The organism is Pseudomonas sp. 28 E 9, from assembly GCF_900004785.1.
In the GTDB taxonomy this organism is placed as follows: domain Bacteria; phylum Pseudomonadota; class Gammaproteobacteria; order Pseudomonadales; family Pseudomonadaceae; genus Aquipseudomonas; species Aquipseudomonas orientalis_A.
In genome coordinates this window covers 278,207-301,489 of record NZ_CVTK01000047.1, presented here as the reverse complement: position 1 = coordinate 301,489, position 23,283 = coordinate 278,207, and the positions used below count along the sequence as shown (strand labels likewise).

Annotated in this window: 21 protein-coding genes; 8 read left to right on the top strand and 13 right to left on the bottom strand. The window is 62.3% G+C overall.

Features of this window, described 5'->3' with window-relative positions:
• Nucleotides 1-32 precede the first annotated feature (32 nt).
• Nucleotides 33-923: a GNAT family acetyltransferase gene (locus tag BFQ00_RS28190; RefSeq protein WP_083227374.1), complete on the top strand. Its 891-nt coding sequence runs from the start codon at nucleotides 33-35 to the stop codon at nucleotides 921-923.
• Nucleotides 924-1,073: 150 nt separating this feature from the next.
• On the opposite strand, the gene BFQ00_RS15350 is transcribed toward BFQ00_RS28190, so the two are convergent.
• The 5 genes from BFQ00_RS15350 to BFQ00_RS15330 all read right to left on the bottom strand — a co-directional run bounded on the left by BFQ00_RS15350 (nucleotide 1,074) and on the right by BFQ00_RS15330 (nucleotide 7,236).
• The gene (locus tag BFQ00_RS15350) at nucleotides 1,074-2,093 is read right to left on the bottom strand and encodes a branched-chain amino acid aminotransferase (RefSeq protein ID WP_065884830.1); all 1,020 of its coding nucleotides are present in this window, start codon (nucleotides 2,091-2,093) and stop codon (nucleotides 1,074-1,076) included.
• A gap of 203 nt (nucleotides 2,094-2,296) precedes the next feature.
• On the bottom strand, nucleotides 2,297-3,676 hold the full coding sequence (lpdA, locus tag BFQ00_RS15345; protein ID WP_065933996.1) for a dihydrolipoyl dehydrogenase: 1,380 nt from the start codon (nucleotides 3,674-3,676) through the stop codon (nucleotides 2,297-2,299).
• A gap of 4 nt (nucleotides 3,677-3,680) precedes the next feature.
• Nucleotides 3,681-4,940: a dihydrolipoamide acetyltransferase family protein gene (locus BFQ00_RS15340; RefSeq protein ID WP_065933995.1), complete on the bottom strand. Its 1,260-nt coding sequence runs from the start codon at nucleotides 4,938-4,940 to the stop codon at nucleotides 3,681-3,683.
• Nucleotides 4,941-5,999 (bottom strand): alpha-ketoacid dehydrogenase subunit beta, encoded by a 1,059-nt coding sequence (locus tag BFQ00_RS15335; RefSeq protein WP_065884833.1) that lies wholly within the window; start codon nucleotides 5,997-5,999, stop codon nucleotides 4,941-4,943. It abuts the gene before it with no gap.
• A 1-nt stretch (nucleotide 6,000) separates the two neighbouring features.
• A complete protein-coding gene (locus BFQ00_RS15330; protein ID WP_065884834.1) occupies nucleotides 6,001-7,236 on the bottom strand; it encodes a 3-methyl-2-oxobutanoate dehydrogenase (2-methylpropanoyl-transferring) subunit alpha in 1,236 nt (411 codons plus the stop codon).
• Nucleotides 7,237-7,431: 195 nt separating this feature from the next.
• Here BFQ00_RS15330 and bkdR point away from each other — a divergent pair, with 195 nt between their 5' ends.
• Complete coding sequence (gene bkdR / locus BFQ00_RS15325; RefSeq protein ID WP_065891861.1) at nucleotides 7,432-7,920, top strand: Bkd operon transcriptional regulator BkdR; 489 nt, start codon at nucleotides 7,432-7,434, stop codon at nucleotides 7,918-7,920.
• Nucleotides 7,921-8,103: 183 nt separating this feature from the next.
• Here the strand turns inward: bkdR and BFQ00_RS15320 are convergent, their stop codons facing one another.
• Nucleotides 8,104-8,967 carry an MBL fold metallo-hydrolase gene (locus BFQ00_RS15320; RefSeq protein WP_065933994.1) on the bottom strand — a complete coding sequence of 288 codons (864 nt, stop codon included), beginning with the start codon at nucleotides 8,965-8,967 and terminating at the stop codon, nucleotides 8,104-8,106.
• Between the two features lie 94 nt (nucleotides 8,968-9,061).
• Between BFQ00_RS15320 and BFQ00_RS15315 the strand changes: the two genes are divergently transcribed.
• From BFQ00_RS15315 to BFQ00_RS15295, 5 genes are all read left to right on the top strand, one after another.
• The gene (locus BFQ00_RS15315; RefSeq protein ID WP_057007617.1) at nucleotides 9,062-9,397 is read left to right on the top strand and encodes an ArsR/SmtB family transcription factor; all 336 of its coding nucleotides are present in this window, start codon (nucleotides 9,062-9,064) and stop codon (nucleotides 9,395-9,397) included.
• A 51-nt stretch (nucleotides 9,398-9,448) separates the two neighbouring features.
• Nucleotides 9,449-10,693, top strand: a complete 1,245-nt coding sequence (locus tag BFQ00_RS15310; RefSeq protein WP_065933993.1) for an FAD/NAD(P)-binding oxidoreductase — start codon at nucleotides 9,449-9,451, stop codon at nucleotides 10,691-10,693.
• Entirely contained in the window at nucleotides 10,694-11,506 is an 813-nt protein-coding gene (locus tag BFQ00_RS15305; protein WP_065933992.1) for a sulfite exporter TauE/SafE family protein, read from the top strand.
• 122 nt (nucleotides 11,507-11,628) lie between these two features.
• Nucleotides 11,629-13,275 (top strand): MFS transporter, encoded by a 1,647-nt coding sequence (locus BFQ00_RS15300; RefSeq protein WP_065896796.1) that lies wholly within the window; start codon nucleotides 11,629-11,631, stop codon nucleotides 13,273-13,275.
• Nucleotides 13,272-14,417, top strand: a complete 1,146-nt coding sequence (locus tag BFQ00_RS15295) for an HlyD family secretion protein (RefSeq protein WP_065933991.1) — start codon at nucleotides 13,272-13,274, stop codon at nucleotides 14,415-14,417. The genes BFQ00_RS15300 and BFQ00_RS15295 overlap by 4 nt, the downstream gene beginning before the upstream one ends.
• Nucleotides 14,418-14,605: 188 nt before the next feature.
• Here BFQ00_RS15295 and BFQ00_RS15290 read toward each other — a convergent pair whose 3' ends face one another.
• The 4 genes from BFQ00_RS15290 to copC all read right to left on the bottom strand — a co-directional run bounded on the left by BFQ00_RS15290 (nucleotide 14,606) and on the right by copC (nucleotide 17,872).
• Nucleotides 14,606-15,481, bottom strand: coding sequence for an SMP-30/gluconolactonase/LRE family protein (locus BFQ00_RS15290; RefSeq protein WP_065933990.1), 876 nt, complete (start codon nucleotides 15,479-15,481; stop codon nucleotides 14,606-14,608).
• A gap of 29 nt (nucleotides 15,482-15,510) precedes the next feature.
• Nucleotides 15,511-16,326 (bottom strand): NAD-dependent epimerase/dehydratase family protein, encoded by an 816-nt coding sequence (locus tag BFQ00_RS15285; protein WP_065933989.1) that lies wholly within the window; start codon nucleotides 16,324-16,326, stop codon nucleotides 15,511-15,513.
• Between the two features lie 319 nt (nucleotides 16,327-16,645).
• The gene (gene copD, locus BFQ00_RS15280; protein WP_065933988.1) at nucleotides 16,646-17,503 is read right to left on the bottom strand and encodes a copper homeostasis membrane protein CopD; all 858 of its coding nucleotides are present in this window, start codon (nucleotides 17,501-17,503) and stop codon (nucleotides 16,646-16,648) included.
• Between the two features lie 3 nt (nucleotides 17,504-17,506).
• Entirely contained in the window at nucleotides 17,507-17,872 is a 366-nt protein-coding gene (gene copC, locus BFQ00_RS15275) for a copper homeostasis periplasmic binding protein CopC (protein WP_065891771.1), read from the bottom strand.
• Between the two features lie 116 nt (nucleotides 17,873-17,988).
• On the opposite strand from copC, the gene BFQ00_RS15270 reads away from it, so the two are divergent.
• Entirely contained in the window at nucleotides 17,989-18,609 is a 621-nt protein-coding gene (locus BFQ00_RS15270) for a TetR/AcrR family transcriptional regulator (protein WP_065884845.1), read from the top strand.
• Between the two features lie 104 nt (nucleotides 18,610-18,713).
• On the opposite strand, the gene preA is transcribed toward BFQ00_RS15270, so the two are convergent.
• The 3 genes from preA to hydA form a co-directional block, all read right to left on the bottom strand.
• Nucleotides 18,714-19,988, bottom strand: coding sequence for an NAD-dependent dihydropyrimidine dehydrogenase subunit PreA (preA, locus tag BFQ00_RS15265; RefSeq protein ID WP_065884846.1), 1,275 nt, complete (start codon nucleotides 19,986-19,988; stop codon nucleotides 18,714-18,716).
• Entirely contained in the window at nucleotides 19,988-21,355 is a 1,368-nt protein-coding gene (locus BFQ00_RS15260; RefSeq protein ID WP_065933987.1) for an NAD(P)-dependent oxidoreductase, read from the bottom strand. The genes preA and BFQ00_RS15260 overlap by 1 nt, the downstream gene beginning before the upstream one ends.
• A gap of 162 nt (nucleotides 21,356-21,517) precedes the next feature.
• Nucleotides 21,518-22,957, bottom strand: a complete 1,440-nt coding sequence (hydA, locus tag BFQ00_RS15255) for a dihydropyrimidinase (protein ID WP_065933986.1) — start codon at nucleotides 22,955-22,957, stop codon at nucleotides 21,518-21,520.
• Between the last annotated feature and the right edge of the window lie 326 nt (nucleotides 22,958-23,283).

Genomic DNA, 23,283 nt, shown 5'->3' with positions numbered 1-23,283 from the left:
GTCTGTCAGAGCGCCCTCAGCCAGGAGCAATCATGTCTACCGCTGTTCGTCTTGCCCAAACCGCCGATGCCCAAGGGATCAGCCAGGTCATCCTGGCGGCCTTGCACAGCAGCAATGCACAGGATTACCCGGCGGATGTGATTGCCCGTGTGGCCAGTCATTTCACGCCCGAGGCCGTGCTGGCGCTGCTCAAGCGCCGTGTCGTGCTGGTGGCCACCCGGGATCAGGTGATCGTCGCCACCGCCGCGCTTGATGCCAATGTGGTGCGCTCGGTGTTCGTCAACCCGGCGCTGCAAGGGCAGGGCATTGGGCGACTGTTGATGATCGAGATCGAACTGCGCGCCCGCGAAGCCGGGGTGACGGTGTTGAGCGTGCCGTCCTCGCTGACCGCCGAGCCGTTCTACAGCAAGCTGGGGTTTCACACCGTGCGCGATGTCTATCATGGCAATGAACGCACACTGGTCATGGAAAAGGCCCTGCTGTCCCGGCACCCCATCGGCCCGTATCGCGACCGTCAGCACCGTGCGCAAGTGGTTGAGTTGTGGCAGGCGGCGTTCGGCTATGACACCGCGCATAACCTGCCGAGCCTGGCGATCGATAAAAAGCTGGCGGTCAATGACGGGTTGTTCTTTGTCGCGACCGATAAAAAAGCCGTGATCGGTACGATTCTCGCCGGCTACGACGGCCATCGTGGTTGGCTGTATTCGGTGGCGGTGCATGCCGACTATCGTCGCCACGGCCTGGGATCATCGCTGGTGCGTCACGCGGAACAGGCGTTGACGGCGCTGGGTTGCATGAAGATCAACCTGCAGATCAATGGCGGCAATGACGCAGTGGTGGGGTTCTACGAGGCGTTGGGATATGGGGTGGAACCGAGGATCAGCATGGGCAAGAAGATTGCCGGGAATATCCCTCAATCCTGAAAACACTGGAGATCAAATGTGGGAGGGGCGGTGCGACGATTCGACTTGCCCCCGATGGCAGTGTGTCAGTCACTGAAAATATTGACTGATCCACCGCTATCGGGGGCAAGCCCCCTCCCACAGGTTTTGCAGTGTTGCTGAGGCAGTGGCTTAGACCTTGACGATCCAACCCGCCGGCGCTTCAACGTCACCGGTCTGCACGCCCGTCAGCTCTTGGTAGAGCCTCTGGGTAATCGGGCCCACTTCGGTTTCGCTGTAGAACACGTGCAGCTTGTCGTTGTACTGGATGCCGCCGATCGGCGAGATCACCGCAGCGGTGCCGCAGGCGCCGGCTTCCTTGAATTGGTCGAGCTTGTCGATGAACACCTCGCCCTCGACCACGGTCAGGCCCAGGCGGCTCTGGGCCAGTTCGATCAGCGACAGGCGGGTGATGCCCGGCAGCACCGAAGGCGACTTCGGCGTGATGAACTGGTTGTCGTGGGTGATGCCGAAGAAGTTGGCCGAGCCGACTTCTTCGATTTTCGAATGAGTCATCGGGTCCAGGTAGATCGCGTCGGCGAAGCCGGACTTCCTCGCTTCCGAGCCCGGCATCAGGCTGGCGGCGTAGTTACCGCCCACTTTGGCGGCACCGGTGCCCTGTGGCGCGGCGCGGTCGAAGGTGGAGATCTGGAAGTTGTGGGGCACCAGGCCGCCTTTGAAATAGGCACCGACCGGGATAGCGAACACCGAGAAGATGAACTCCGGCGCGGTGCGCACGCCGATGTTTTCACCGGTGCCGATCACGAACGGGCGCAGGTACAGCGCGCCGCCGCTGCCGTAAGGCGGGATGAAGCGCTCGTTGGCCTTGACCACCTGTTTGCAGGCTTCGATGAAGTCTTCGGTCGACACATGCGGCATCAGCAGGCGGGCACAGCTGCGTTGCATGCGCGCGGCGTTCTGGTCCGGACGGAACAGGTTGATCGAGCCGTCCTTGCAGCGGTAGGCCTTGAGGCCTTCAAAGCACTGCTGGCCATAGTGCAGGGCGGTGGAGCCCTCGCTGATGTGCAGCACGTTGTCGTCGGTCAGGGTGCCTGCTTGCCATTCGCCGTTTTTCCAGACCTGGAGAAACCGCTTGTCGGTCTTGATGTAGTCAAAACCCAGCTTGTCCCAATTGATGCTTTCGTTACCCATGACACCCTCTAATCTCTGGTCAAGTCGGATTTTTTTCTGGATGGGCTCAACAATACTTCATTCTTCGTCGGTGTGGGAGCGGGCGGTTGGACCATTCCACATCTCTATCGGCTGATCCACTGCTATCGGGGGCAAGCCCCCCCACATTTGAAATGGATTCCAAATGTGGGAGGGGGCTTGCCCCTGATGGCCTCGCCACGGTTTTACAGATGCAACGCATGCCCCAACGCCCGCAACGCCGCTTCCTGCACGGCCTCACCCAAGGTCGGATGGGCATGGACAGTGCCGGCCACATCCTCCAGGCGCGAGCCCATTTCCAGGCTCAGGCCAAACGCAGTGGACAACTCGGACACCCCGGCTCCCACCGCCTGCCAGCCGACAATCAGGTGATTGTCACGCCGCGCCACCACCCGCACGAAGCCGGTTTTCGACTCCAGGGTCATGGCCCGCCCGTTGGCGGCGAACGGGAAGCTCGACACGATGCAGTCCAGGCCGGCAGCCTTGGCCTCGTCCGGGCTCTTGCCCACCACCACCAGTTCCGGGTCGGTAAAGCACACCGCCGGAATCGCCGCCGGGTTGAATTCGCGGGCTTTGCCGCTGATCAGCTCGGCGACCATCTCGCCCTGGGCCATGGCCCGGTGTGCCAGCATGGGCTCGCCGCTCAGGTCGCCAATGGCATACACATTGCGCATGCTGGTCTGGCAGCGGCTGTCGATCTTGATCACGGCGCCGTTCATGTCCAGGTTCAGCGCTTCGAGGTTGAAGCCCTGGGTGTTGGGTTTGCGACCCACGGCCACCAACACCTGATCCGTCTCCAGCGACAGGGTGTCGCCATTCGGGTCGCGCACCTGCAGGCAGTTATCGGCAAAGCCGCTGACGCTGTGCTTGAGGTACAGCTTTATCCCGAGTTGCTTGATCGACTCGTTAACCGGCTGGGTCAGTTCGGCGTCATAGGCCGGCAGGATGCGCTCCTGGGCCTCGACCACGCTGACGTCGGCCCCCAGCTTGCGATAGGCGATGCCCAGTTCGAGGCCGATGTAACCGCCACCCACCACGATCAGCCGCTTCGGTACGTGGTTCGGGGCCAGGGCTTCGGTGGATGAAATGACTGGCCCGCCAAGGGGCAGCATCGGCAACTCGACGCTTTTCGAACCGGTGGCCAGCAGCAGGTGTTCGCACTGGATGCGCTGCTCGCCCACGTCGACGGTCTTGCCGTCCACCACCTTGGCCCAGCCATGGATCACCTGCACCTTGTGCTTTTTCAACAACGCGGCGACGCCGGTGGTCAGGCGGTCGACGATGCCGTCTTTCCATTCCACGCTTTTGCGAATGTCCAGGGTGGGCACGTCCACTTCGATGCCCAGTGGCGAGCCCTGGCTGTGGTGTACCGTCTGCTGGAATTGCTCGGCCACATGGATCAAGGCCTTGGATGGAATGCAGCCGATGTTCAGGCAGGTGCCGCCCAACGCCTGGCCTTCCACCAGAATCGTCGGGATGCCCAGTTGGCCGGCGCGAATCGCGGCCACGTAACCGCCAGGGCCGCCGCCGATAATCAGCAGCGTGGTGTGTAGTGTCTGAGTCATGCCCTTACTCCAGGAACAGGCTGGCGGGTTGTTCGAGCAGGCCGCGCACGGCCTGGATGAATTGCGCCGCGTCCATGCCATCGACCACACGGTGATCGAACGAGCTGGAGAGGTTCATCATCTTGCGTACCACGATCTGGCCCTTTATCACCATCGGCCGCTCGACGATGCGGTTGACGCCGACAATCGCCACTTCCGGCAGGTTCAGCACCGGCGTGCTGACAATGCCGCCCAGCGCGCCGAGGCTGGTCAGGGTGATGGTCGAGCCCGACAGCTCTTCGCGGCTGGCCTTGCCATTGCGCGCGGCGTTGGCCAAACGTGTGATTTCTTCGGCAGTGCCCCACAGGCTGCGGGCTTCGGCGTGGCGCACCACCGGCACCATCAGGCCGACGTCGCTCTGGGTGGCGACGCCCACATGCACCGCGCCGAGGCGGGTGATGACCTGGGCTTCGTCGTCATAGCGCGCGTTGATCTGTGGGAAATCGCGCAGCGCCACCACCATGGCGCGCACGATGAAGGGCAGCAGGGTCAGCTTGCCGCGTGTCGCGCCGTGTTTTTCATTGAGGTGCACGCGCAGTTCGTCCAGCGCCGTGACGTCGATTTCTTCCACGTAGCTGAAATGCGCGGCGCGGCGGGTGGCGTCCTGCATGCGCTGGGCGATCTTGCGGCGCATGCCGATCACCGGGATCTGGTGCTCGTCGTTGCGTTCGGTGTAAGGGTTGGCGGCGGCCGAGGCTGGGCTGGCGCCTTGCTGAAGGTAAGCCTCGAGGTCTTCATGCAGGATTCGCCCGGCCGGGCCGGAGCCCTGTACCAGGCGCAACGGGATACCCGCATCCAGGGCATGCTTGCGCACGGCGGGGGAGGCCAGCGGGCGCTCATTGGCCTCCCGGGCCACGGGCGCCTGGACTTTGGCCGCGACAGGCGCGGGCTTGCTTTGAACCGGTTCCGGCGTGCTCTCCACCACCGGCGCAGCTTTTTCCACCGGTGCGGCCACGGCCGGCGCTTCCCTGGCGTTACCGGCGCCTTCCACTTCAATGCTGATCAGAATACTGCCCACCGCCATGACTTCACCCGGCTCGCCGCCCAGGGAAATCACCTTGCCGTGGACCGGCGAGGGAATGTCCACCATCGCCTTGTCGGTCATCACATCCGCCAGCACCTGGTCTTCGACGACCAGGTCGCCGACCTTCACATGCCACTGCGACAGTTCAACTTCCGCGATGCCTTCGCCAATGTCCGGCATCTTGATAACGTGCGTGCCCATTCAGACCTCCATGACCCGTTTCAACGCCGCGCCCACTCGGGACGGGCCTGGGAAATACGCCCACTCCTGCGCGTGCGGGTAGGGCGTGTCCCAGCCGGTGACGCGCTCGATCGGCGCTTCCAGGTGATGGAAGCAGTGCTCCTGCACCAGGGCGACCAGCTCGGCGCCAAAACCGCAGGTGCGCGTGGCTTCGTGCACCACCACGCAGCGGCCGGTCTTTTTCACCGACTTGACGATGGTGTCCAGGTCCAGCGGCCACAGGCTGCGCAGGTCGATGACTTCGGCGTCGATGCCGGTTTCTTCGGCGGCGACCTGCGACACATACACGGTGGTGCCGTAGGTCAGCACGGTCACGGCCGAACCCGGACGCACGATGGCGGCCACGTCCAGCGGCACGGTGTAGTAACCGTCTGGGACCTGCGCCTGCGGGTGTTTCGACCACGGGGTGACCGGGCGGTCGTGATGGCCATCGAACGGGCCGTTATACAGGCGCTTGGGTTCAAGGAAGATCACCGGGTCATCGTTTTCGATGGAGGCGATCAGCAGGCCCTTGGCGTCATAGGGGTTGGACGGCATCACCGTGCGCAGGCCGCAGACCTGGGTGAACACCGCTTCGATACTCTGGCTGTGGGTCTGGCCGCCGTAGATGCCGCCGCCGCAGGGCATGCGCATGGTCAGGGGCGCGGTGAACTGGCCGGCCGAGCGATAACGCAGGCGCGCGGCCTCGGAGATGATCTGATCGGTGGCGGGGTAGACGTAGTCGGCAAACTGGATTTCCGCGACCGGGCGCAGACCGTAGGCGCCCATGCCCACCGCCACGCCGATGATGCCGCTTTCGGAGATCGGCGCGTCGAATACCCGCGAGCTGCCGTACTTGGTCTGCAAACCTTCGGTACAGCGGAACACGCCGCCGAAGTAACCGACGTCCTGGCCGAACACCACCACGTTGTCGTCCCGTTCAAGCATCACATCCATGGCCGAGCGCAGGGCCTGGATCATGGTCATGGTGGTGGTGGTCATGGCGGTTTCCAGTTCGATGCTGTTGTTGTGATCGTTCATGTCAGACCCCCAGCTCTTGACGCTGGCGCTTCAAGTGCTCCGGCATCTCTTTATAAACGTCTTCGAACATGGTCGCGGCGCTTGGAATCTGGCCGCCGGCGAGGGTGCCGTACTGTTCGGCCTGTTTTTGCGCAGCGATGACTTCGGCTTCAAGTTCGGCACTGACCGCCGCGTGTTCCTCATCGGACCACTGGCCGATTCTGATCAAGTGTTGCTTGAGACGGGCAATCGGGTCGCCCAACGGGAAGTGGCTCCAGTCATCGGCGGGGCGGTACTTGGACGGATCATCGGAGGTGGAGTGCGGACCGGCGCGGTAGGTGACCCACTCGATCAAGGTCGGCCCCAGGTTGCGGCGCGCGCGCTCGGCGGCCCAGGCGGAGGCGGCGTACACGGCGATAAAGTCATTGCCGTCGACGCGCAGGGAGGCGATACCGCAACCGACGCCGCGTCCGGCGAACGTGGTGGCTTCACCGCCGGCAATGGCCTGGAAGGTGGAGATGGCCCACTGGTTGTTGACCACGTTGAGGATCACTGGCGCACGGTACACGTGGGCAAAGGTGAGGGCGGTGTGGAAGTCGGATTCTGCGGTAGCGCCGTCGCCGATCCAGGCCGAGGCGATCTTGGTATCACCCTTGATCGCCGACGCCATGCCCCAGCCCACACCTTGTACGAATTGGGTGGCGAGGTTGCCGGAAATGGTGAAGAAACCAGCGTCCTTGACCGAGTACATGATCGGCAACTGGCGGCCCTTGAGCGGGTCGCGCTCGTTGGACAGCAGTTGGCAGATCAGGTCCACCAACGGCACGTCCCGGGCCATCAGGATGCTTTGCTGGCGATAGGTGGGGAAGCACATGTCGTCGATGTTCAAGGCCAGGGCCTGGGCGCTGCCGATGGCTTCTTCGCCAAGGCTTTGCATGTAGAACGACATTTTTTTCTGACGCTGGGCGACCACCATGCGGTTGTCGAAGATGCGCGTCTTGAGCATCGCGCGCATGCCTTTGCGCATGACGTCGGCGCTGACGCCCTCGGCCCACGGGCCCAGGGCCTGGCCCTGGTCGTCGAGCACGCGGATCAAGCCCTTGGCCAGGTCGGCGGTGTCGGACGGTTCTACGTCGATGGCGGGTTTGCGTACCAGGCCGGCGTCGGTCAGGCGCAGGTAGGTGAAGTCGGTCTTGCAGCCCGGGCGGCCCGAGGGTTCGGGAACGTGCAGGCGCAGCGGTGCATACGGCTGGGTCATGGCTTTCTACGCTCGATCTTGTGAATTTCTTGTAGTGGGCGCGCTAGCTGACAGTCAGTCTTCGGGTAGAAGAAATCTTGTCCTACAACAATCATAGGCGTGGCGTAGAAGAATATTTATCTGTGTTTCGTTGCGCTCCAGATCATTTACGGATAAAAAATCTGCATAAACATAATAAACAGGTGACTTTGTCTCATGCGCAAACTGGACCGTACCGATATCGGCATTCTCAACGCCCTGCAGGAGAATGCCCGCATCACCAACGCCGACCTCGCCCGTTCGGTCAACCTGTCGCCCACGCCGTGCTTCAATCGGGTGAAGGCGATGGAGGAGTTGGGGCTGATTCGCGAGCAGGTCACGTTGCTGGACGCCGACCTGCTGGGGCTGCATGTCAACGTGTTCATCCATGTGAGCCTGGAAAAGCAGAATGAACTGGCGTTGCAGCAATTTGAAGGCGCAATCTCGGACCGGCCGGAAGTGATGGAGTGTTACCTGATGGCCGGCGACCCGGATTACCTGATCCGGGTGCTGGTGCCGACGATCCAGTCGCTGGAGCGTTTCATGATGGATTTTCTGACCAAGGTGCCGGGGGTGGCGAATATCCGCTCCAGTTTTGCCTTGAAGCAAGTTCGCTATAAAACCGCGCTGCCGTTGCCGGCCAACGGCATAAACCTGGGCTCCTGATTCAACACGGAACCAAATGTGGGAGGGGGCAAGCCCAAATGGTTGTAGGAGCGAGCTTGCTCGCGAAAAACTCACAGGCACCGCGTTCATTCAGGAAGCACGCGTTATCGTTGACGTTTTTCGCGAGCAAGCTCGCTCCTACAAGTATTAAGGCTTTCCCTCTTCCACACATTTGGCTGCATTTCAAAGTTGGTTGAGCGGGATCTTGAGGTAGGTGACGCCATTGTCTTCCGCTGGCGGCATATGCCCCGCCCGCACATTCACCTGGATCGCCGGCAGCAACAACGTCGGCATGCCCAGCCCGGCATCCCGGGTGGTGCGCATCGCGACAAACTCCGCCTCATCTACGCCGTCATGCACATGGATATTCTGCGCGCGCTGTTCGGCCACCGTGGTCTGGCACCTGGCATCGCGGCCTTCGGGTGGATAGTCATGGCACACGTACAGCTGGGTCTCGGGCGGGAACGCCAGCAATTTGCACATCGACGCGTACAACTGCCGCGCGTCGCCGCCGGGGAAGTCGCAGCGGGCGGTGCCGACGTCGGGCATGAACAGGGTGTCGCCTACCAGGATCAAGCGGCCATCGATCAGGTAGGCCATGTCCGCCGGGGTATGCCCGGGTACATGCAGCGCCTGGGCCTGCAAGCCGCCGATATGAAAGATTTCATCCGGCGCAAACAGGTGATCGAACTGCGAGCCATCGACACGGAACTCCGGCTCCAGGTTGAACAGGTGCTTGAACACACCCTGCACCTTGCTGATGGACTGGCCGATCGCAATCTTGCCGCCCAGGGTGCGGCGCAGGTACGGCGCGGCGGACAAGTGATCGGCGTGGGCGTGGGTTTCCAGCAGCCACTGCACCTGCAGGCCATGCGCGCGCACGAAGGCAATCACCTTGTCGGCCTGTGCGGTATCGGTGCGCCCGGACGCGGGGTCGTAGTTGAGCACTGAATCGACGATGGCGCAGGGGCCGCCGTCGGCTTCATAGACGACGTAGGTGTAGGTCGACGATGCCTCGTCCAGAAAGGCTTGAATCAACGCTGGCATGGCGGCTATCCCCGATGAAGAAAAAAGTGGTTACAATCAGTTTACGTTTAAACATAATGTTTTGAGCTTAAGTGAGACAAAGGAGCCGAGGCAAATGGAATCTACGTTGAGTGAGGGCGAAGTCGCCCAATTGCGTGCATCGGCGTCCAAGGCCTGTTCCTTGCTCAAGGCGTTGGCCAATGAGGACCGCTTGTTGATCCTCTGCCAGTTGACCCTGGGCGAACGCAACGTCGGCGAGCTGGAAGCCCAGACGGGCGTGCGCCAACCCACGCTGTCCCAACAGTTGGGCATTTTGCGGGACGAAGGGTTGGTCGCCACCCGTCGGGAAGGTAAATACATCTTCTACGGGCTGGCCAGCCACGAAGTGATTCAAGTGATGAAGACCCTGTCCGGCCTGTACTGCGGCGCGGTGATAAAAAGCTGGGCGTGACGCCATCCGGCAGCGACCCTTGTGTGCATTGACTCAAAAAGGCAGTAGACAATGACCGAACAACACTGGGGACCCACCATCAGTGGCGATATCGTCGTCATCGGCGGCGGCTCGGCAGGCATCGGCCTGCTGGCCAGCCTGCTCAAGCGCGACCCGCAACTGAACATCATCCTGATCGAACCCAACGATTTCCATTGCTATCAGCCCGCCTGGACCCTGGTGGGCGGCGGCGCCTACGACCTGCAAAAGACTCGGCGCCCGCTGGCCGACGTACTGCCCAACGGGGTCACCTGGATCCAGGCCGCCGCCAGCGAGTTATTGCCTGACGAGCAGACCCTGGTGCTCGACAGCGGCCAGCGCGTCACCTGGAACAACCTGATTGTCTGCCCCGGCCTGCGCCTGGCCTGGGAAAAGATCGAGGGCCTCCAGGATACCCTCGGTCGCCACGGCGTCACCTCCAACTACAGCTACGAACACGCGGCCTACACCTGGCAACTGGTGCAGCAGCTCAAGGGTGGCAAGGCGCTCTTCACCCAGCCGGCCATGCCGATCAAATGCGCCGGTGCGCCGCAGAAGGCCATGTACCTGTCCTGCGATCACTGGCTCAGGCAGGGCAGCCTGAAAAACATCGACGTCGAATTCAACCTGGCCGGTGCCGCGCTGTTCGGCGTGGCGACCTTTGTGCCGCCGTTGATGAAGTACGTCGAGAAATACAACGCACGGCTGGCGTTCAATGCCAACCTGATAAAAGTCGACGGCCCCGGGCGCACAGCCTGGTTCGAGGTCAAAGACGCCGAAGGCAACTTGCACGTCGAAGCGAAAGCCTTCGACATGTTGCACGTCGTGCCACCGCAAGTGGCGCCTGACTTTATCCGTCAAAGCCCGCTGGCCGACGCCGCAGGCTGGTGCGAAGTGAACCCCTACAGCCTGCAACACCTGCGCTATCCGCACATCTTCGGCCTGGGCGACGTGTGCGGCACCTCCAACGCCAAGACGGCGGCGGCGGTGCGCAAGCAGATCGTGGTGGTGGCCGAGAACCTGCTGGCCCTGCGCAAACAAGCGCCGCTGCCGCTCAAGTACGACGGCTACGGCTCCTGCCCGTTGACGGTGGAGAAGGGCAAGGTGGTGCTGGCCGAGTTCGGCTACGGCGGCAAGCTGTTGCCGACCTTTCCCCTCGACCCCACCCGGGCGCGCCGCTCGATGTGGTTCCTCAAGGCCACGTTGCTGCCGTGGTTCTACTGGAACGGCATGCTCAAGGGCCGCGAGTGGCTGACCCGCCTGAGCAAGGTGGACTGAATGCTGCTGGCCAGTGTGTTGGGTGTATTGATGGGCCTGGTCATGGGCCTGACCGGCGCGGGCGGCGGTATCCTCGGGGTGCCGGCGCTGGTGTTGGGACTGGGGTTGACGATGACCCAGGCCGCGCCGGTGTCCTTGCTTGCGGTAGGCGCGGCGGCGGCGGTGGGGGCGATTGACGGCCTGCGCCATGGCCTGGTGCGTTATCGCGCCGCGTTATTGATCGCCTTGCTGGGCGCGCTGTTTTCACCGCTCGGTGTGTTCGTCGCTCATCAACTGTCGGAGCCGGTGCTGATGGGCTTGTTCAGCGCGCTCATGGTGCTGGTGGCCTGGCGCATGGTGCGGCGCGAAAAGGTCGAGGCCGGCCCGAGTGACCATGGCGCGGCGTCCTGGGGCCAGAAGAACTGCATGCTCAACCAGCAGACCGGACGCCTGGCCTGGACCGCCAAATGCACTGCCACCCTGGCGGCACTGGGCGCGGTGACCGGCGCGGTCTCGGGTTTGCTCGGCGTGGGCGGCGGTTTTCTGATCGTCCCGGCGTTCAAGCAACTCACCGATGTGCAGATGCGCGGCATCGTCGCGACCTCGTTGATGGTGGTCAGCCTGCTGTCCTTGATCGGCGTGGTGGGGGCCTTTCATGCCGGGGTGAACATCGAGCCGGTGGGCTGGGGATTTATTGGTGCAAGTATCGTCGGCATGCTGGCGGGACGTCGCTTGTGTTCGGTGATTCCAGCGCGGGCGTTGCAGGTGGGGTTTGCCGGTTTGTGCGTGCTGGTGGCGGCTGGAATGCTGATGAATGCTTTGCTCCGGACCTGATGATCGACTGAACAGTGTTGACCGTGCACGCTTGATAGATGGCGAGATGAACGTACCTCAGGTTACTGTTCTCCCAGTAATGGCTTCACCGGCCTTGCACGTCGGTTTATCAAGGTCACCGAATGGATAAATACACCCCCCACACCTGGCAGCCCCACGAGCGGCCGAGCCTGCCCGGTTCGCCGTCAACGCCGCTGCACCCCACCCACAAACGCTGGCTGTTTGCTCTGGTGGGTGTGCTGGTGGCAATCACCGGTGGCCTGGGCAACGCGCTGGTTATCGCCAACCTGCAATACCTGCAAGGCGCCCTGGGCGCGACCACGGCGGAGATGGCCTGGCTGCCCGCCGCCTATGTGATGACCAACGTGTGCATGAACCTGCTGCTGGTGAAGTTTCGCCAGCAGTTCGGCCTGCGGGCGTTTACCGAAGTGTTCCTGGTGTTGTATGCGCTGGTGACCTTCGGCCACTTGTTCGTCAACGACCTCAACTCGGCCATCGCCGTGCGGGCGGCCCACGGCATGGTGGGGGCGGCGCTGAGTTCGTTGGGCTTGTACTACATGATCCAGGCGTTCCCGGCCAAGTGGCGCCTCAAAGCCCTGGTGCTGGGTTTGGGCACCGCGCAGCTGGCCTTGCCGCTGGCGCGGCTGTTCTCCGAAGATTTGCTGCAAATCGCCGAATGGCGTGGCTTGTACCTGTTCGAGCTGGGCCTGGCGCTGATCTGCCTGGGTTGTGTGTTTTTGCTCAAGTTGCCGCCCGGCGACCGGTTCAAGACCTTCGAAAAACTCGACTTCCTCACCTTTGCGATCCTGGCCACCGGTGTCGCCTTACTCTGCGCGGTGTTGTCCCTGGGGCGCATCGACTGGTGGCTGGAAGCGCCCTGGATCGGCATCGCCTCGGCCTGTTCGCTGGTGCTGATCATGGCCGGGTTGGCCATCGAGCATAACCGCGCCAACCCACTGCTGATGACCCGCTGGCTGGGCAGCGGCACCATGATTCGCCTGGCCTTGGCGGTGATCCTGATTCGGATGGTGCTGTCGGAACAATCCACCGGCGCGGTGGGTTTCATGCAGATGCTGAACATGAGTTACCAGCAGATGCACACCTTGTACGTGGTGATGCTGGCCGGGGCGATTGCCGGGCTGGTGGTCAGCGCCTTGACGATCAACCCGGCGCATCTGTTGATGCCGCTGATCATTTCCCTGGCGCTGATGGCGACGGGGTCGGTGATGGACAGTTTTTCCAGCAACCTGACGCGGCCGCAGAACCTGTATATCAGCCAGTTCCTGCTGGGCTTCGGCGGGACCTTCTTTCTCGGGCCGACCATGGTGCTGGGCACCAAGAATGTATTGACCAACCCGCGCAACCTGGTGAGTTTTTCGGTGATGTTCGGGATTTGCCAGAACCTCGGCGGCCTGATCGGCGCGGCGTTGCTCGGCACCTTCCAGATCGTGCGCGAGAAGTACCATTCGAGCATGATCGTCGAGCACCTGACCTTGCTCGACCCCCGCGTGGCGGCGCGGGTGCAGAGTGGTGGCTCGGCCTATGGCGGCATCATCGCCGACCCGGAGCTGCGCAACCTCATGGGCATTCGCAGCCTGGCCACGGCGGCCACCCGTGAGGCGAACGTCATGGCGTACAACGATGTCTTCATGTTGATTGCGATTATCGCGATCCTGACCATGATCTGGATCTTTATCCGCAGCCTGTGGCTGATGAGCACCACCAAAGCAGCAACCCCTCCTGTTCAACCTGTCGGCGCCTCTTCATGACCGAACCCACGACCACGACCACCAACGCCATCGCTTCCACGCCCGAGGGCACCACGCCACCGGGCGCCGCCGTGACCGAACCGCGTTCATTGCGGGTACGCCTCCTTTCGTCCCTGGGCTTTGCCGCCGTTGCCATTGTCGGCGTGCTGATCGTGCTGTACGCGTGGCAACTGCCGCCGTTCAGCAGCGCCGTGGAAACCACCGAAAACGCCCTGGTGCGTGGGCAGGTGACGATCATCGGCCCGCAGCTCAGCGGCTACGTATTCGAAGTGCCGGTGCAGGATTTCCAGTATGTGAAAGCCGGTGACCTGCTGGTGCGCCTCGATGACCGCATCTACAGGCAGCGCCTGGACCAGGCCCTGGCGCAACTGGCGGTGCAGAAGGCTTCGCTGGCCAATGTGGTGCAGCAACGCAACAGCGCCGAAGCGACCATCAAGCTGCGTCAGGCTGCGCTGGTCGACAGCCAGGCGCAGGCGCGCAAAAGCACCGCCGACCTGCGCCGCAATGAAGAATTGATCAGCGACGGCTCGGTGTCCAAGCGTGAGCTGGACGTGACCCGCGCCGCCAATGCGCAGACGGTCGCTGCCGTGGCCCAGGCCCAGGCCAGCCTGGAAATCGCGCGGCAGGACCTGCAAACGGTGATCGTCAATCGCGGCTCCCTGGAGGCCGCGGTGGCCAGCGCAGAGGCGGCGGTGGAATTGGCACGGATCGACCTGTCCAACACCCGCATTACCGCGCCCCGGGATGGCCAGTTGGGGCAGATTGGCGTGCGCCTCGGGGCCTACGTCAATTCCGGTGCGCAGTTGATGGCGCTGGTGCCCAAGCAGTTGTGGGTGATCGCCAATATGAAAGAAACCCAGATGGACAATGTGCAGGTCGGCCAGCCGGTGACGTTTACCGTGGATGCGTTGAACCACCGCAGGTTTCACGGCACGGTGCAGCATATTTCCCCGGCGACCGGCTCGGAGTTCAGCCTGTTGCAGGCGGACAACGCCACCGGCAACTTTGTGAAGATCGCCCAGCGCGTGCCGGTGCGGATCACCGTGGACCCGGACCAGGCCGAGAGTGAACGGTTGCGGCCGGGGTTGTCGGTGGTGGTGAGTATTGACACGGCAGGGCGCCTTAAAAACTCCCCCCCCTGACCCTGACACAACAGGGAGCCAAATGTGGGAGGGGGCTTGCCCCCGATTGCGGTGTTTCAGCCAAAGATGATCATACTGACACACTGCAAGCCCCCAACCCGCGCTCGTCGCCAATCTCGACGTCGATGACCTTGCGCATGTGCGCCTGGTCAACTTTGATTTCCAGCGCGTGGGCGGCGCTGCTGCAGCTAGAGGGTGAAGCGCGGTTCGGGCAGCCCCTGGACGCCTGGGTTGAGGGCGAACACGCCGCCGGACAGTGACTGCTCACTCGGGTCATCACGGATCGAGGTGACGTACAGGGTGTCCAGGCGACTGCCGCCAAAGGCGCACATGGTGGGTTTTTTCACCGGTACGTGATGGGACTGGTCGAGGCGACCGTCCGGGGTGAAGCGGTGCACCAAACCGGCGTCGTTGGCGCAGATCCAGTAGCAGCCGTCCGCGTCTACCGCCGCACCGTCGGGCCGACCGAGGTGTCGATGCATGTCGACAAACACGCGGCGGTTGGACGGCGTGCCGGTATCAATGTCGTAGTCGAAGGCCCAGATTTGTTGCACCAACGGGTGTGAATCCGAGGCGTACATCGTACGGCCGTCGGGGCTGAAGGCCAGGCCGTTCAAGGTGATGAAACCGTCCAGTTGGGCATGGGGCGCCGAGCCGGCTGCGTAGCGATACAAGATGCCTTCGGCGGCGTTCAGGCCCATGTTCAGCACCATGCTGCCGGCCCAGAAACGGCCCTGGCGGTCGCAACGCCCGTCGTTGAGGCGCATGTCCGGGCGTGGATGCGTGACACTTGCCAGGGGCTTAGTGTCGAGACTGCCATCGCTGTGCGGGGTCAGCTGGAAAAAACCGGACTCCATGCCGGCGACCCAATTGCCTTCGTCAGTGCGGGCAATACAGGCGAGCATCTGCGCGGCTTGCCACGTTGCGACCTGGCCCGTGGCGGCGTTCCAGCGCTGCAGCCGACCGTTGGGGATATCCACCCAGTACAGGGCGTTTTCCTCGGGCACCCACACCGGGCATTCGCCGACGGCGTTGCGGGCGTCGACAATCAATTCTGCACTCATCGCCACTCATTCCCTTGGGTTACGTGAACTCAGTCACCGAACGGGCCTGCCGCGCAGAACGCGCCGCCCTGATAGATTCTGGCCGGGTCATCGTCCGCCACCGGCGGCTGGGCCTCGACCTGGGCGCGGAACACTTCGGAGCTGTCCCTGGGGGCAAAGCCCAGGTGCGCGGCATAGCGGTTGTCCCACCAGGTGTCGAGGTTGTCCGACATGCCGTAGACCACGGTGTGCCCCACGTCCGGCGTGTACAGCGCGCGTTCGAGCAGTTGGGTCAGGTCGTCGTAGCTCAACCAGGTGTGCATCATCCGGCGGTTCTGTGGTTGCGGGAACGACGAGCCGATACGGATGCTCACGGTCTGGATGCCGTAGCGATCAAAGTAGAAACTCGCCATGTCTTCGCCATAGGACTTGGACAGGCCGTAGTAGCTGTCCGGACGGCGCGGTGAATGGGCATCGAGCTGTTCGCCCTGCTTGTAGAAGCCGATCACGTGGTTGGAGCTGGCGAAGATCACACGCTTGACTCCATGACGGCGCGCGGCTTCGTAGATGTGGAAGACACCACTGATATTGGCACCGAGCACTTCTTCAAAGGGACGCTCCACCGACACGCCGCCAAAGTGCAGGATCGCATCGACGCCTTCCACCAGATGGTGCACGGCTTGTTTATCGGAAAGATCGCAGGGTTGCACTTCTTCATGGGCGGCGGCGGGGGCCATGTCGGCGATGTCTGACAAGCGCAGCACAGTGGCGTAGGGGCGCATGCGTTCGCGCAGGACTTTACCCAGGCCACCGGCGGCGCCGGTAAGCAGGATGCGGTTGAAAGGAGTAGGTGTGGTGGTGGTCATGGGCATTCCGATTTTTGTTGTAGGTTGTCGTATGACTATGCGGAAATAGTGTGAGGGATTCCCTGTGTTGTCAACGCCCATCCAGCCAGTGAGATCAAATGTGGCAGGGACCGCCTGCAAATCCATCTTTCACTGGCCACCGCTGGCTTTTGTAGCAGCGAGCTTGCTCGCGAAAAGCTCACAGGCACCGCGTTCATTCAGGAAGCACGCGTTATCGTTGATATTTTTCGCGAGCAAGAGCTAGGCGCCCCCCTCGCTCCTACAGAGGGCGGTGTACGCCCTCCGCATTTGAATGGGGTACGACTTGAGAATTCCTGGTTCAGCCGGCAATGACCATTGGCGGCAGCGTGCCCAACAGCGATACAACGGCTACCGCTGCAACACCTAGTAACCATTCCGTCATCACACTGGCCTTCAAGCTGCTTAAGCGCTGTTCGCACTGTTCCAGGCGCAACCGATTGAGCAAGGCCAGCGCCAACATGCCCCCTACCAACAGCACTTTGATCAGCAGGATCAAGGCAAAGCCTTCGAACAGCGGGGTAGGCCACCATTGGCCGGTGAGCACGCGCACGTTGATCAGACCGGTCACCAGCAGGCCAGCCACCAAGGCGTAGCCCACGCCGCTGAAGCGCCGCAGGATTGGCTGCAGCGCAAGCGGCGGTGTCTGGCGCAGGATCAATACCAGCAACAGCAGCCCACCCAGCCAGGCGCCGACGCTTGCCAAGTGCACCACCTGATTGAGGATCAGCAGTTGCCCGCTGAGCCCATCGAGCATGGCGCCGTGGCCTACTGGTGCCAGGGTCACCAGCATCAGCGCTATCAGCGGCAGGCGCAGCGCCGGCCAGGGCTTGATCAGCACGATCACCAGCAGCATGTTCAGCAGCAGGTGCCAGGTCCACACCTGACCGAAGAAGGTCTTGCCCAACACCAGCTGGACGGTCGCCGGTTGCAGCGCCGCGTCCCAGCCGCCGGCCATGCTGGCGGTGATCAACAACAGCCACGCGATCCCGGAACCTAGCCCCACCCAGGCCAGGCCACGGGTGATGCGCAACAATTGCCGGTCGAGTGCCGGTAGCGCAGCCGTCCCGAGCAGCAGAGGCCTGAACACACAGGCCCCGAACATCAGCAGCACGACGATGAAATGCAGGAAGCGGCACAGCACCAGCAGGGTTGCCATGAATTATTGGCCGACCTTGAAGCTGTAAGTGCCTTCGCTCTTGTGGGTGTCGACGGACACCGCGTGCCATTCCACTTTGTAAGTGCCGGCCGCCAGCGGAGCGGCAGGGGTGACCACCAGGGTTTTCTTGTCGGTGTCGGGGGTTTCCAGGCCCTTGATCGCGATTTCCGTGCCGTCCTTGCTCAGGGACACCTTGGTGAAGGTCGCTTCGACGCCTTCGCTGAATGTCAGGCGCAGCTCTTTCGGCGCGGTCACGCTGCTGTCCTTGGCTGGCGTGGCGCTTTCAAGGTGCGCATGGGCAAACGCCGCGGACGCGCCCAGCAGGGAAGCGAGCAGGGCGACGGTTGTCAGGGACTTCTTGATCAACATTGTTCAATACCAATCAGAGGATAGAAGGCACCAGTGTACGAAGTTTCGGTTCGGCGTGTCGCCCCGATCTAGAGCCGATGGTAGTCTCTAGGTCGTGTTGTTGTCAGGGAGCCCTTATGGGCAATCACAAGATCGGCATTCGACGGGTCAACGTCGAGAAAATCCTGCTGGCAGCGGAGAAGGTCTTCGCTGAAAAAGGCTATGGCAGCACCGCCATGGCCGACATCGCCAAAGAGGCGCAACTGCCGCGCTCGAATCTGCATTACTACTTCACCACCAAGAGCGAGCTGTACAGCGCGGTGCTGTTCGACCTGCTGGAGGTGTGGAAACAGGACGCCCTGAGTTTCGAAACCTTCGATGACCCGCGCGTGGTGCTCAGCAGCTACATTCGCGCAAAAATGCAGCGCTCGCGCACGCGGCCTTATGGCTCGAAAGTCTGGGCCAATGAAATCATCCACGGCGCGCCGACCCTCGGTGAGGCGCTGGATGAAAGCCTGTACGACTGGGCCAAGATGAAGGAAGCGAAAATCCGCCAGTGGGTGCAGGACAAACGCATCCTGCCGCTGGAGCCGTCGAGCCTGCTGTATATGATCTGGGCGTCGACCCAGCACTATGCCGACTTCGATCACCAGGTGAATATCCTGAATGATCACCAGCCGTTGTCGGATATGCAGTTTGAGCGGGCGATTCAGACGGTGACCGGGGTGATATTGCGCGGGATTGGGTTGCAGCCTTGAGTTTTGTAGTGGGGCTGAGGGCCTCATCGGGGGCAAGCCCCCTCCCACATTTGGAATGCATTCCAATGTGGGAGGGGGCTTGCCCCCGATAGCGGTCTACAGGCCTACACCGCCTCCCGATAAGGATTGCGCGGGTCCTGGGTCCAGTTCAAAAACGGCTTGCCCGTGTCGATCGGCACCATCTCGATGCAGTCGGCCACCGGGCAGGTGATCTGGCACAGATTGCAGCCCACGCACTCGTCATCGATCACCTCATATTGATGCGTACCATCGGCCTGCTTCAAACTGGCGATGGCCTGGTGCGAGGTGTCCTCGCAGGCGATATGGCAACGCCCGCAGCCAATGCACGCTTGCTGGTCAATCTTCGCAATCACCTGGTAGTTGATATCCAGGTATTTCCAATCGGTGGTATTGCCCACCGCGCGCCCGGAAAACGCCTGCAAGCTGGTGTAACCCTGGCTGTCCATCCACCGCGACAAGCCATCCTTCATTTCTTCCACGATGCGAAACCCATGCAGCATCGCCGCCGTGCATACCTGCACCGCGCCGCAGCCCAGGGCGACGAATTCCGCCGCGTCACGCCAGTTGCCGATGCCGCCGATGCCGCAGATCGGCAGGCCCTGGGTCTGCGGGTCGCGGGCGATTTCGGCGACCATGTTCAAGGCAATCGGTTTGACCGCCGAGCCGCAATAGCCGCCGTGAGTGCTTTGCGTGCCGACCACCGGCAGGGCGACCATGCGTTCGAGGTCGACGCTGGTGATGGAGTTGATGGTGTTGATCAGCGACACCGCATCCGCGCCGCCGCGATACGCCGCGCGCGCGGCCACGCGAATGTCGGTGATATTGGGCGTGAGCTTGACGATCACCGGCAGTGAGCAATAGGTCTTGCACCAGCGCGTCACTTGTTCCACATACTCCGGAACCTGGCCGACCGCCGCGCCCATGCCGCGTTCGGGCATGCCATGGGGGCAGCCGAAATTCAGCTCGATGCCGTCGCAACCGGTGGCTTCTACCAGCGGCAGGATGTTTTTCCAGGACTCCTCGACACAAGGCACCATCAGCGACACGATCAAGGCGCGGTCCGGCCAATCCTTTTTCACCTGGGTGATTTCGCGCAGGTTGATCTCCAGTGAACGGTCGGTGATCAGCTCGATATTATTGATACCCAGCACTTCGCGATTGGCCCCGTAGTGGGCCGAATAGCGCGACGACACATTGACCGCCGCCGGGTCTTCACCCAGGGTTTTCCACACCACGCCGCCCCAGCCGGCCTCGAACGCGCGCACCACGTTGTAGGCTTTGTCGGTGGGGGGAGCGGAGGCCAGCCAGAACGGGTTGGGGGCTTTGATACCGGCGAATACAATCGACAGATCGGCCATTACGCGGCCTCCACATTGAGCATGAGTTGGGCATGCATGGCCTCGGCGGCCAGCTTGCCGTGTTGCACCGCCTGCACGGTGAGGTCCTGGCCGAGGCTGACGCAATCACCGCCGGCATAGACCCCGGGAATGCTGGTGCGCAGGTGTTCGTCGACAAAGATGCGTTCGCCTACGCGATGCAGCTGCCGGGCCAGTGGGTCGTGCAGCGCTGCGTTGTCAAAGCCTTGGCCAATGGCCTTGAAGATCGCGTCGGCGGCCAGTTCGAACGTTTCGCCGGTGGGCTGCAGGCGACCGTTCTCCATGTGTGTGCGGGCAAAGCGCATGCCGCGGACTCGGCCCTCGTCGTCAAGCAAGACCTCTTCGGGCTGGGCCCAGGTCAACAGGCGTACCTGATTGGCCTTGGCGATGTCTTGTTCATGCTGGGTCGCGCCCATGTCGGCCACACCACGGCGGTACACGAGGTTGACGTCGCGGGCGCCGAGGCGCGCCATTTGCACGGCCATGTCGATGGCGGTGTTGCCGGCGCCCAGCACGATGCAGCGGTCGGCCAACGGCAGTTGGGTGAGGTCGTCGGCTTGGCGCAGTTCGCGGATGTAGTCGGTGGCGGCGAGCAGGCCGGGGGCGTCCTCGTGGGGCAGGCCCAGGTGTTTGCTGGCCGCCAGGCCGAGGCCGAGGAATACCGCATCGAATTGCGTGTGCAGCTCACTCAAGGTGAGGTTGTCGCCCAGGCGCTGGCCGTGACGCAGCTCGATGCCGCCGATTTGCAGGAGGAAATCCAATTCCTTCTGGGCGAAGTCGTCCACCAGCTTGTACTTGGCGATGCCGTATTCATTCAGGCCGCCGGCTTTTTCCCGGGCCTCGAAGATCACCACGTCATGACCCTGCAAGGCGGCCCGGTGGGCGCAGGCCAGACCGGCAGGCCCTGCGCCGACTACGGCGATACGTTTACCGGTGGGCGCGGCGCGTTGGAAAGGGTGTTCGCTGAAATGGGCGTTGTCCACGGCGTAGCGTTGCAGCAGGCCGATGAGCACCGGGGCGCACTCTTCGGCGTTATTGCGCACGCAGGCTTGCTGGCAGAGGATCTCCGTGGGGCAGACGCGCGCGCAACTGCCGCCCAGGATGTTCGCCGAGAGGATTTTCTGCGCGGCGCCTTGCACGTTTTCGGTGTGGATATGGCGGATGAACGAGGGGATATCAATGTCGCTGGGGCACGCGTTCACGCACGGCGCGTCGTAGCAGTACAGACAGCGCGAGGCTTCCAGTCGGGCCTGGCGGGCATTGAGGGGCGGCGCCAGATCGGTGAACTGACTGGCGAGGGTGGCCCCGTCTTCGCGGGGGTGGGGGAGGTGGGTCAGGGTCTGGATCACGGTAGTGGCCTCACGGTTTTTTTTGGATTGCCTCTAAGTGGGCATTTTTGTTGCCTTCACTGGCCTCATCGGGGGCAAGTCGAATCGTCGCACCGCCCCTCCCACACTTGATCGGGTTCACATAGATCCAATGTGGGAGGGGGCTTGCCCCCGATGGCGGTCTCAGCGTTTCACAGCCACAGGCTTGGACAGCGCTGCACGCTTGCTCAGCTGTTCAAACACCGACGGATACGCCGGCCGCTGCACATACCGCCCGGCGCCCCGCTCGGCGCGCAGGTCGCCATCGGCCCAGACCACCTTGCCCTGGCTGATGGTGTGGCTCGGCACGCCGCGTACGGTCTTGCCTTCGAAGATGTTGAAGTCGACTTGCTGATGATGGGTCTTGGCGGAAATAGTGCGCGTGCCCTGCGGGTCCCACAGCACCAGGTCGGCATCGGCGCCCTCGCGGATCGCGCCTTTGCGCGGGTAGAGGTTGAAGATCTTCGCGGTGTTGGTGGACGTCAGTGCGACGAATTCCTGCATCGACAGGCGCCCGGTGTTGACGCCCTCGTGCCACAGCAGCGCCATGCGGTCTTCGATGCCGGCGGTGCCGTTGGGGATCTTGCTGAAGTCGTCACGCCCGACGGCCTTTTGCTCGGCGCAGAAGCAGCAGTGGTCGGTGGCGGTGGTGTGCAGGTTGCCCGATTGCAGACCGCGCCAGAGTGCCTCCTGATGCCCGCGCGGACGGAACGGCGGGCTCATCACGTAGCCGGCGGCGGTCTGCCAGTCGGGATGCTGATAGACGCTGTCGTCCAGCAACAGATGGCCGGCGAGCACTTCGCCGTAGACCGCCTGGCCCTTGCCCCGCGCATAGGTGATTTCGTCCAGTGCTTCCTGGGTGGAGATGTGCACCAGGTACAACGGCGTGCCGAGGGTCTCGGCGATGCGGATCGCCCGGCTGGCCGCTTCGCCTTCCACCTGGGAAGGGCGCGACAGCGGATGCGCTTCCGGCCCGGTAATGCCCTGGGCCATCAATTTGCGTTGCAGGTGGTAGACCAGCTCGCCGTTTTCCGCATGGACCGTGGGCACCGCGCCCAGTTCGAGGCAGCGCTCGAAACTGGCCACCAGGGTGTCGTCCGCCGCCATGATCGCGTTCTTGTAGGCCATGAAATGCTTGAAGCTGTTGATGCCGTGGTGGCTGACCAGTTCGGCCATCTCCTCGCGTACCTGGTCGCTCCACCAGGTGATCGCCACATGAAAGCCGTAGTCGGAGGCCGACTTTTCGGCCCAGCCGCGCCATTGGTGGAACGCCTCCATCAAGGACTGCTGCGGGTTGGGAATCACGAAGTCGATGATCGAGGTGGTCCCGCCCGCCAGGCCCGCCGCCGTGCCACTGAAAAAGTCTTCACTGGCCACGGTGCCCATGAACGGCAGTTGCATATGGGTATGGGGATCGATGCCGCCGGGCATCAAGTATTGGCCGTTGCCATCGAGTGTTGCAGTGCCGGCGGGAATATCCAGGTCCGTGCCGATCGCACGTATCAGACCGTCTGCGCAAAACACATCGGCGCGGAAACTTTCATCATGGGTAATAACGGTGGCGCCACGGATCAACAGCGACATGTCGAGTTCCTCACAGGCTTGACCGGCTTGTGCCAGTTCTAAGTGTTGTAATAGCGTTCGCCGACGGCGGGTTAATTCCTGTCATCGGTGACAGGAATAGAAACTAGCCCGAGTTTTTCGATTGGGCAAGAATATTTTTATTCATCTTTTTTGTTATTTAACTATTTGATTTTTATCGAAAAAAATCGAAAATCACCAAAATGAAGCAACCAGTTACCATTTTGACGCACTTGACAGGTTGCTGATTTGAGCAACATTTCTTATTGCAAATCAGCCGCTTGAGAGACGGCGCTTGACGAGGCCGGTAAATAAAAATAATTGTGTTG

Bases quoted from the DNA above. Each gene is read 5' to 3' on its own strand.
- BFQ00_RS28190 (WP_083227374.1), top strand. From the start codon at position 33: ATGTCTACCGCTGTTCGTCTTGCCCAAACCGCCGATGCCCAAGGGATC.
- BFQ00_RS15350 (WP_065884830.1), bottom strand. From the start codon at position 2,093: ATGGGTAACGAAAGCATCAATTGGGACAAGCTGGGTTTTGACTACATC.
- lpdA (WP_065933996.1), bottom strand. From the start codon at position 3,676: ATGACTCAGACACTACACACCACGCTGCTGATTATCGGCGGCGGCCCT.
- BFQ00_RS15340 (WP_065933995.1), bottom strand. From the start codon at position 4,940: ATGGGCACGCACGTTATCAAGATGCCGGACATTGGCGAAGGCATCGCG.
- BFQ00_RS15335 (WP_065884833.1), bottom strand. From the start codon at position 5,999: ATGAACGATCACAACAACAGCATCGAACTGGAAACCGCCATGACCACC.
- BFQ00_RS15330 (WP_065884834.1), bottom strand. From the start codon at position 7,236: ATGACCCAGCCGTATGCACCGCTGCGCCTGCACGTTCCCGAACCCTCG.
- bkdR (WP_065891861.1), top strand. From the start codon at position 7,432: ATGCGCAAACTGGACCGTACCGATATCGGCATTCTCAACGCCCTGCAG.
- BFQ00_RS15320 (WP_065933994.1), bottom strand. From the start codon at position 8,967: ATGCCAGCGTTGATTCAAGCCTTTCTGGACGAGGCATCGTCGACCTAC.
- BFQ00_RS15315 (WP_057007617.1), top strand. From the start codon at position 9,062: ATGGAATCTACGTTGAGTGAGGGCGAAGTCGCCCAATTGCGTGCATCG.
- BFQ00_RS15310 (WP_065933993.1), top strand. From the start codon at position 9,449: ATGACCGAACAACACTGGGGACCCACCATCAGTGGCGATATCGTCGTC.
- BFQ00_RS15305 (WP_065933992.1), top strand. From the start codon at position 10,694: ATGCTGCTGGCCAGTGTGTTGGGTGTATTGATGGGCCTGGTCATGGGC.
- BFQ00_RS15300 (WP_065896796.1), top strand. From the start codon at position 11,629: ATGGATAAATACACCCCCCACACCTGGCAGCCCCACGAGCGGCCGAGC.
- BFQ00_RS15295 (WP_065933991.1), top strand. From the start codon at position 13,272: ATGACCGAACCCACGACCACGACCACCAACGCCATCGCTTCCACGCCC.
- BFQ00_RS15290 (WP_065933990.1), bottom strand. From the start codon at position 15,481: ATGAGTGCAGAATTGATTGTCGACGCCCGCAACGCCGTCGGCGAATGC.
- BFQ00_RS15285 (WP_065933989.1), bottom strand. From the start codon at position 16,326: ATGACCACCACCACACCTACTCCTTTCAACCGCATCCTGCTTACCGGC.
- copD (WP_065933988.1), bottom strand. From the start codon at position 17,503: ATGGCAACCCTGCTGGTGCTGTGCCGCTTCCTGCATTTCATCGTCGTG.
- copC (WP_065891771.1), bottom strand. From the start codon at position 17,872: ATGTTGATCAAGAAGTCCCTGACAACCGTCGCCCTGCTCGCTTCCCTG.
- BFQ00_RS15270 (WP_065884845.1), top strand. From the start codon at position 17,989: ATGGGCAATCACAAGATCGGCATTCGACGGGTCAACGTCGAGAAAATC.
- preA (WP_065884846.1), bottom strand. From the start codon at position 19,988: ATGGCCGATCTGTCGATTGTATTCGCCGGTATCAAAGCCCCCAACCCG.
- hydA (WP_065933986.1), bottom strand. From the start codon at position 22,957: ATGTCGCTGTTGATCCGTGGCGCCACCGTTATTACCCATGATGAAAGT.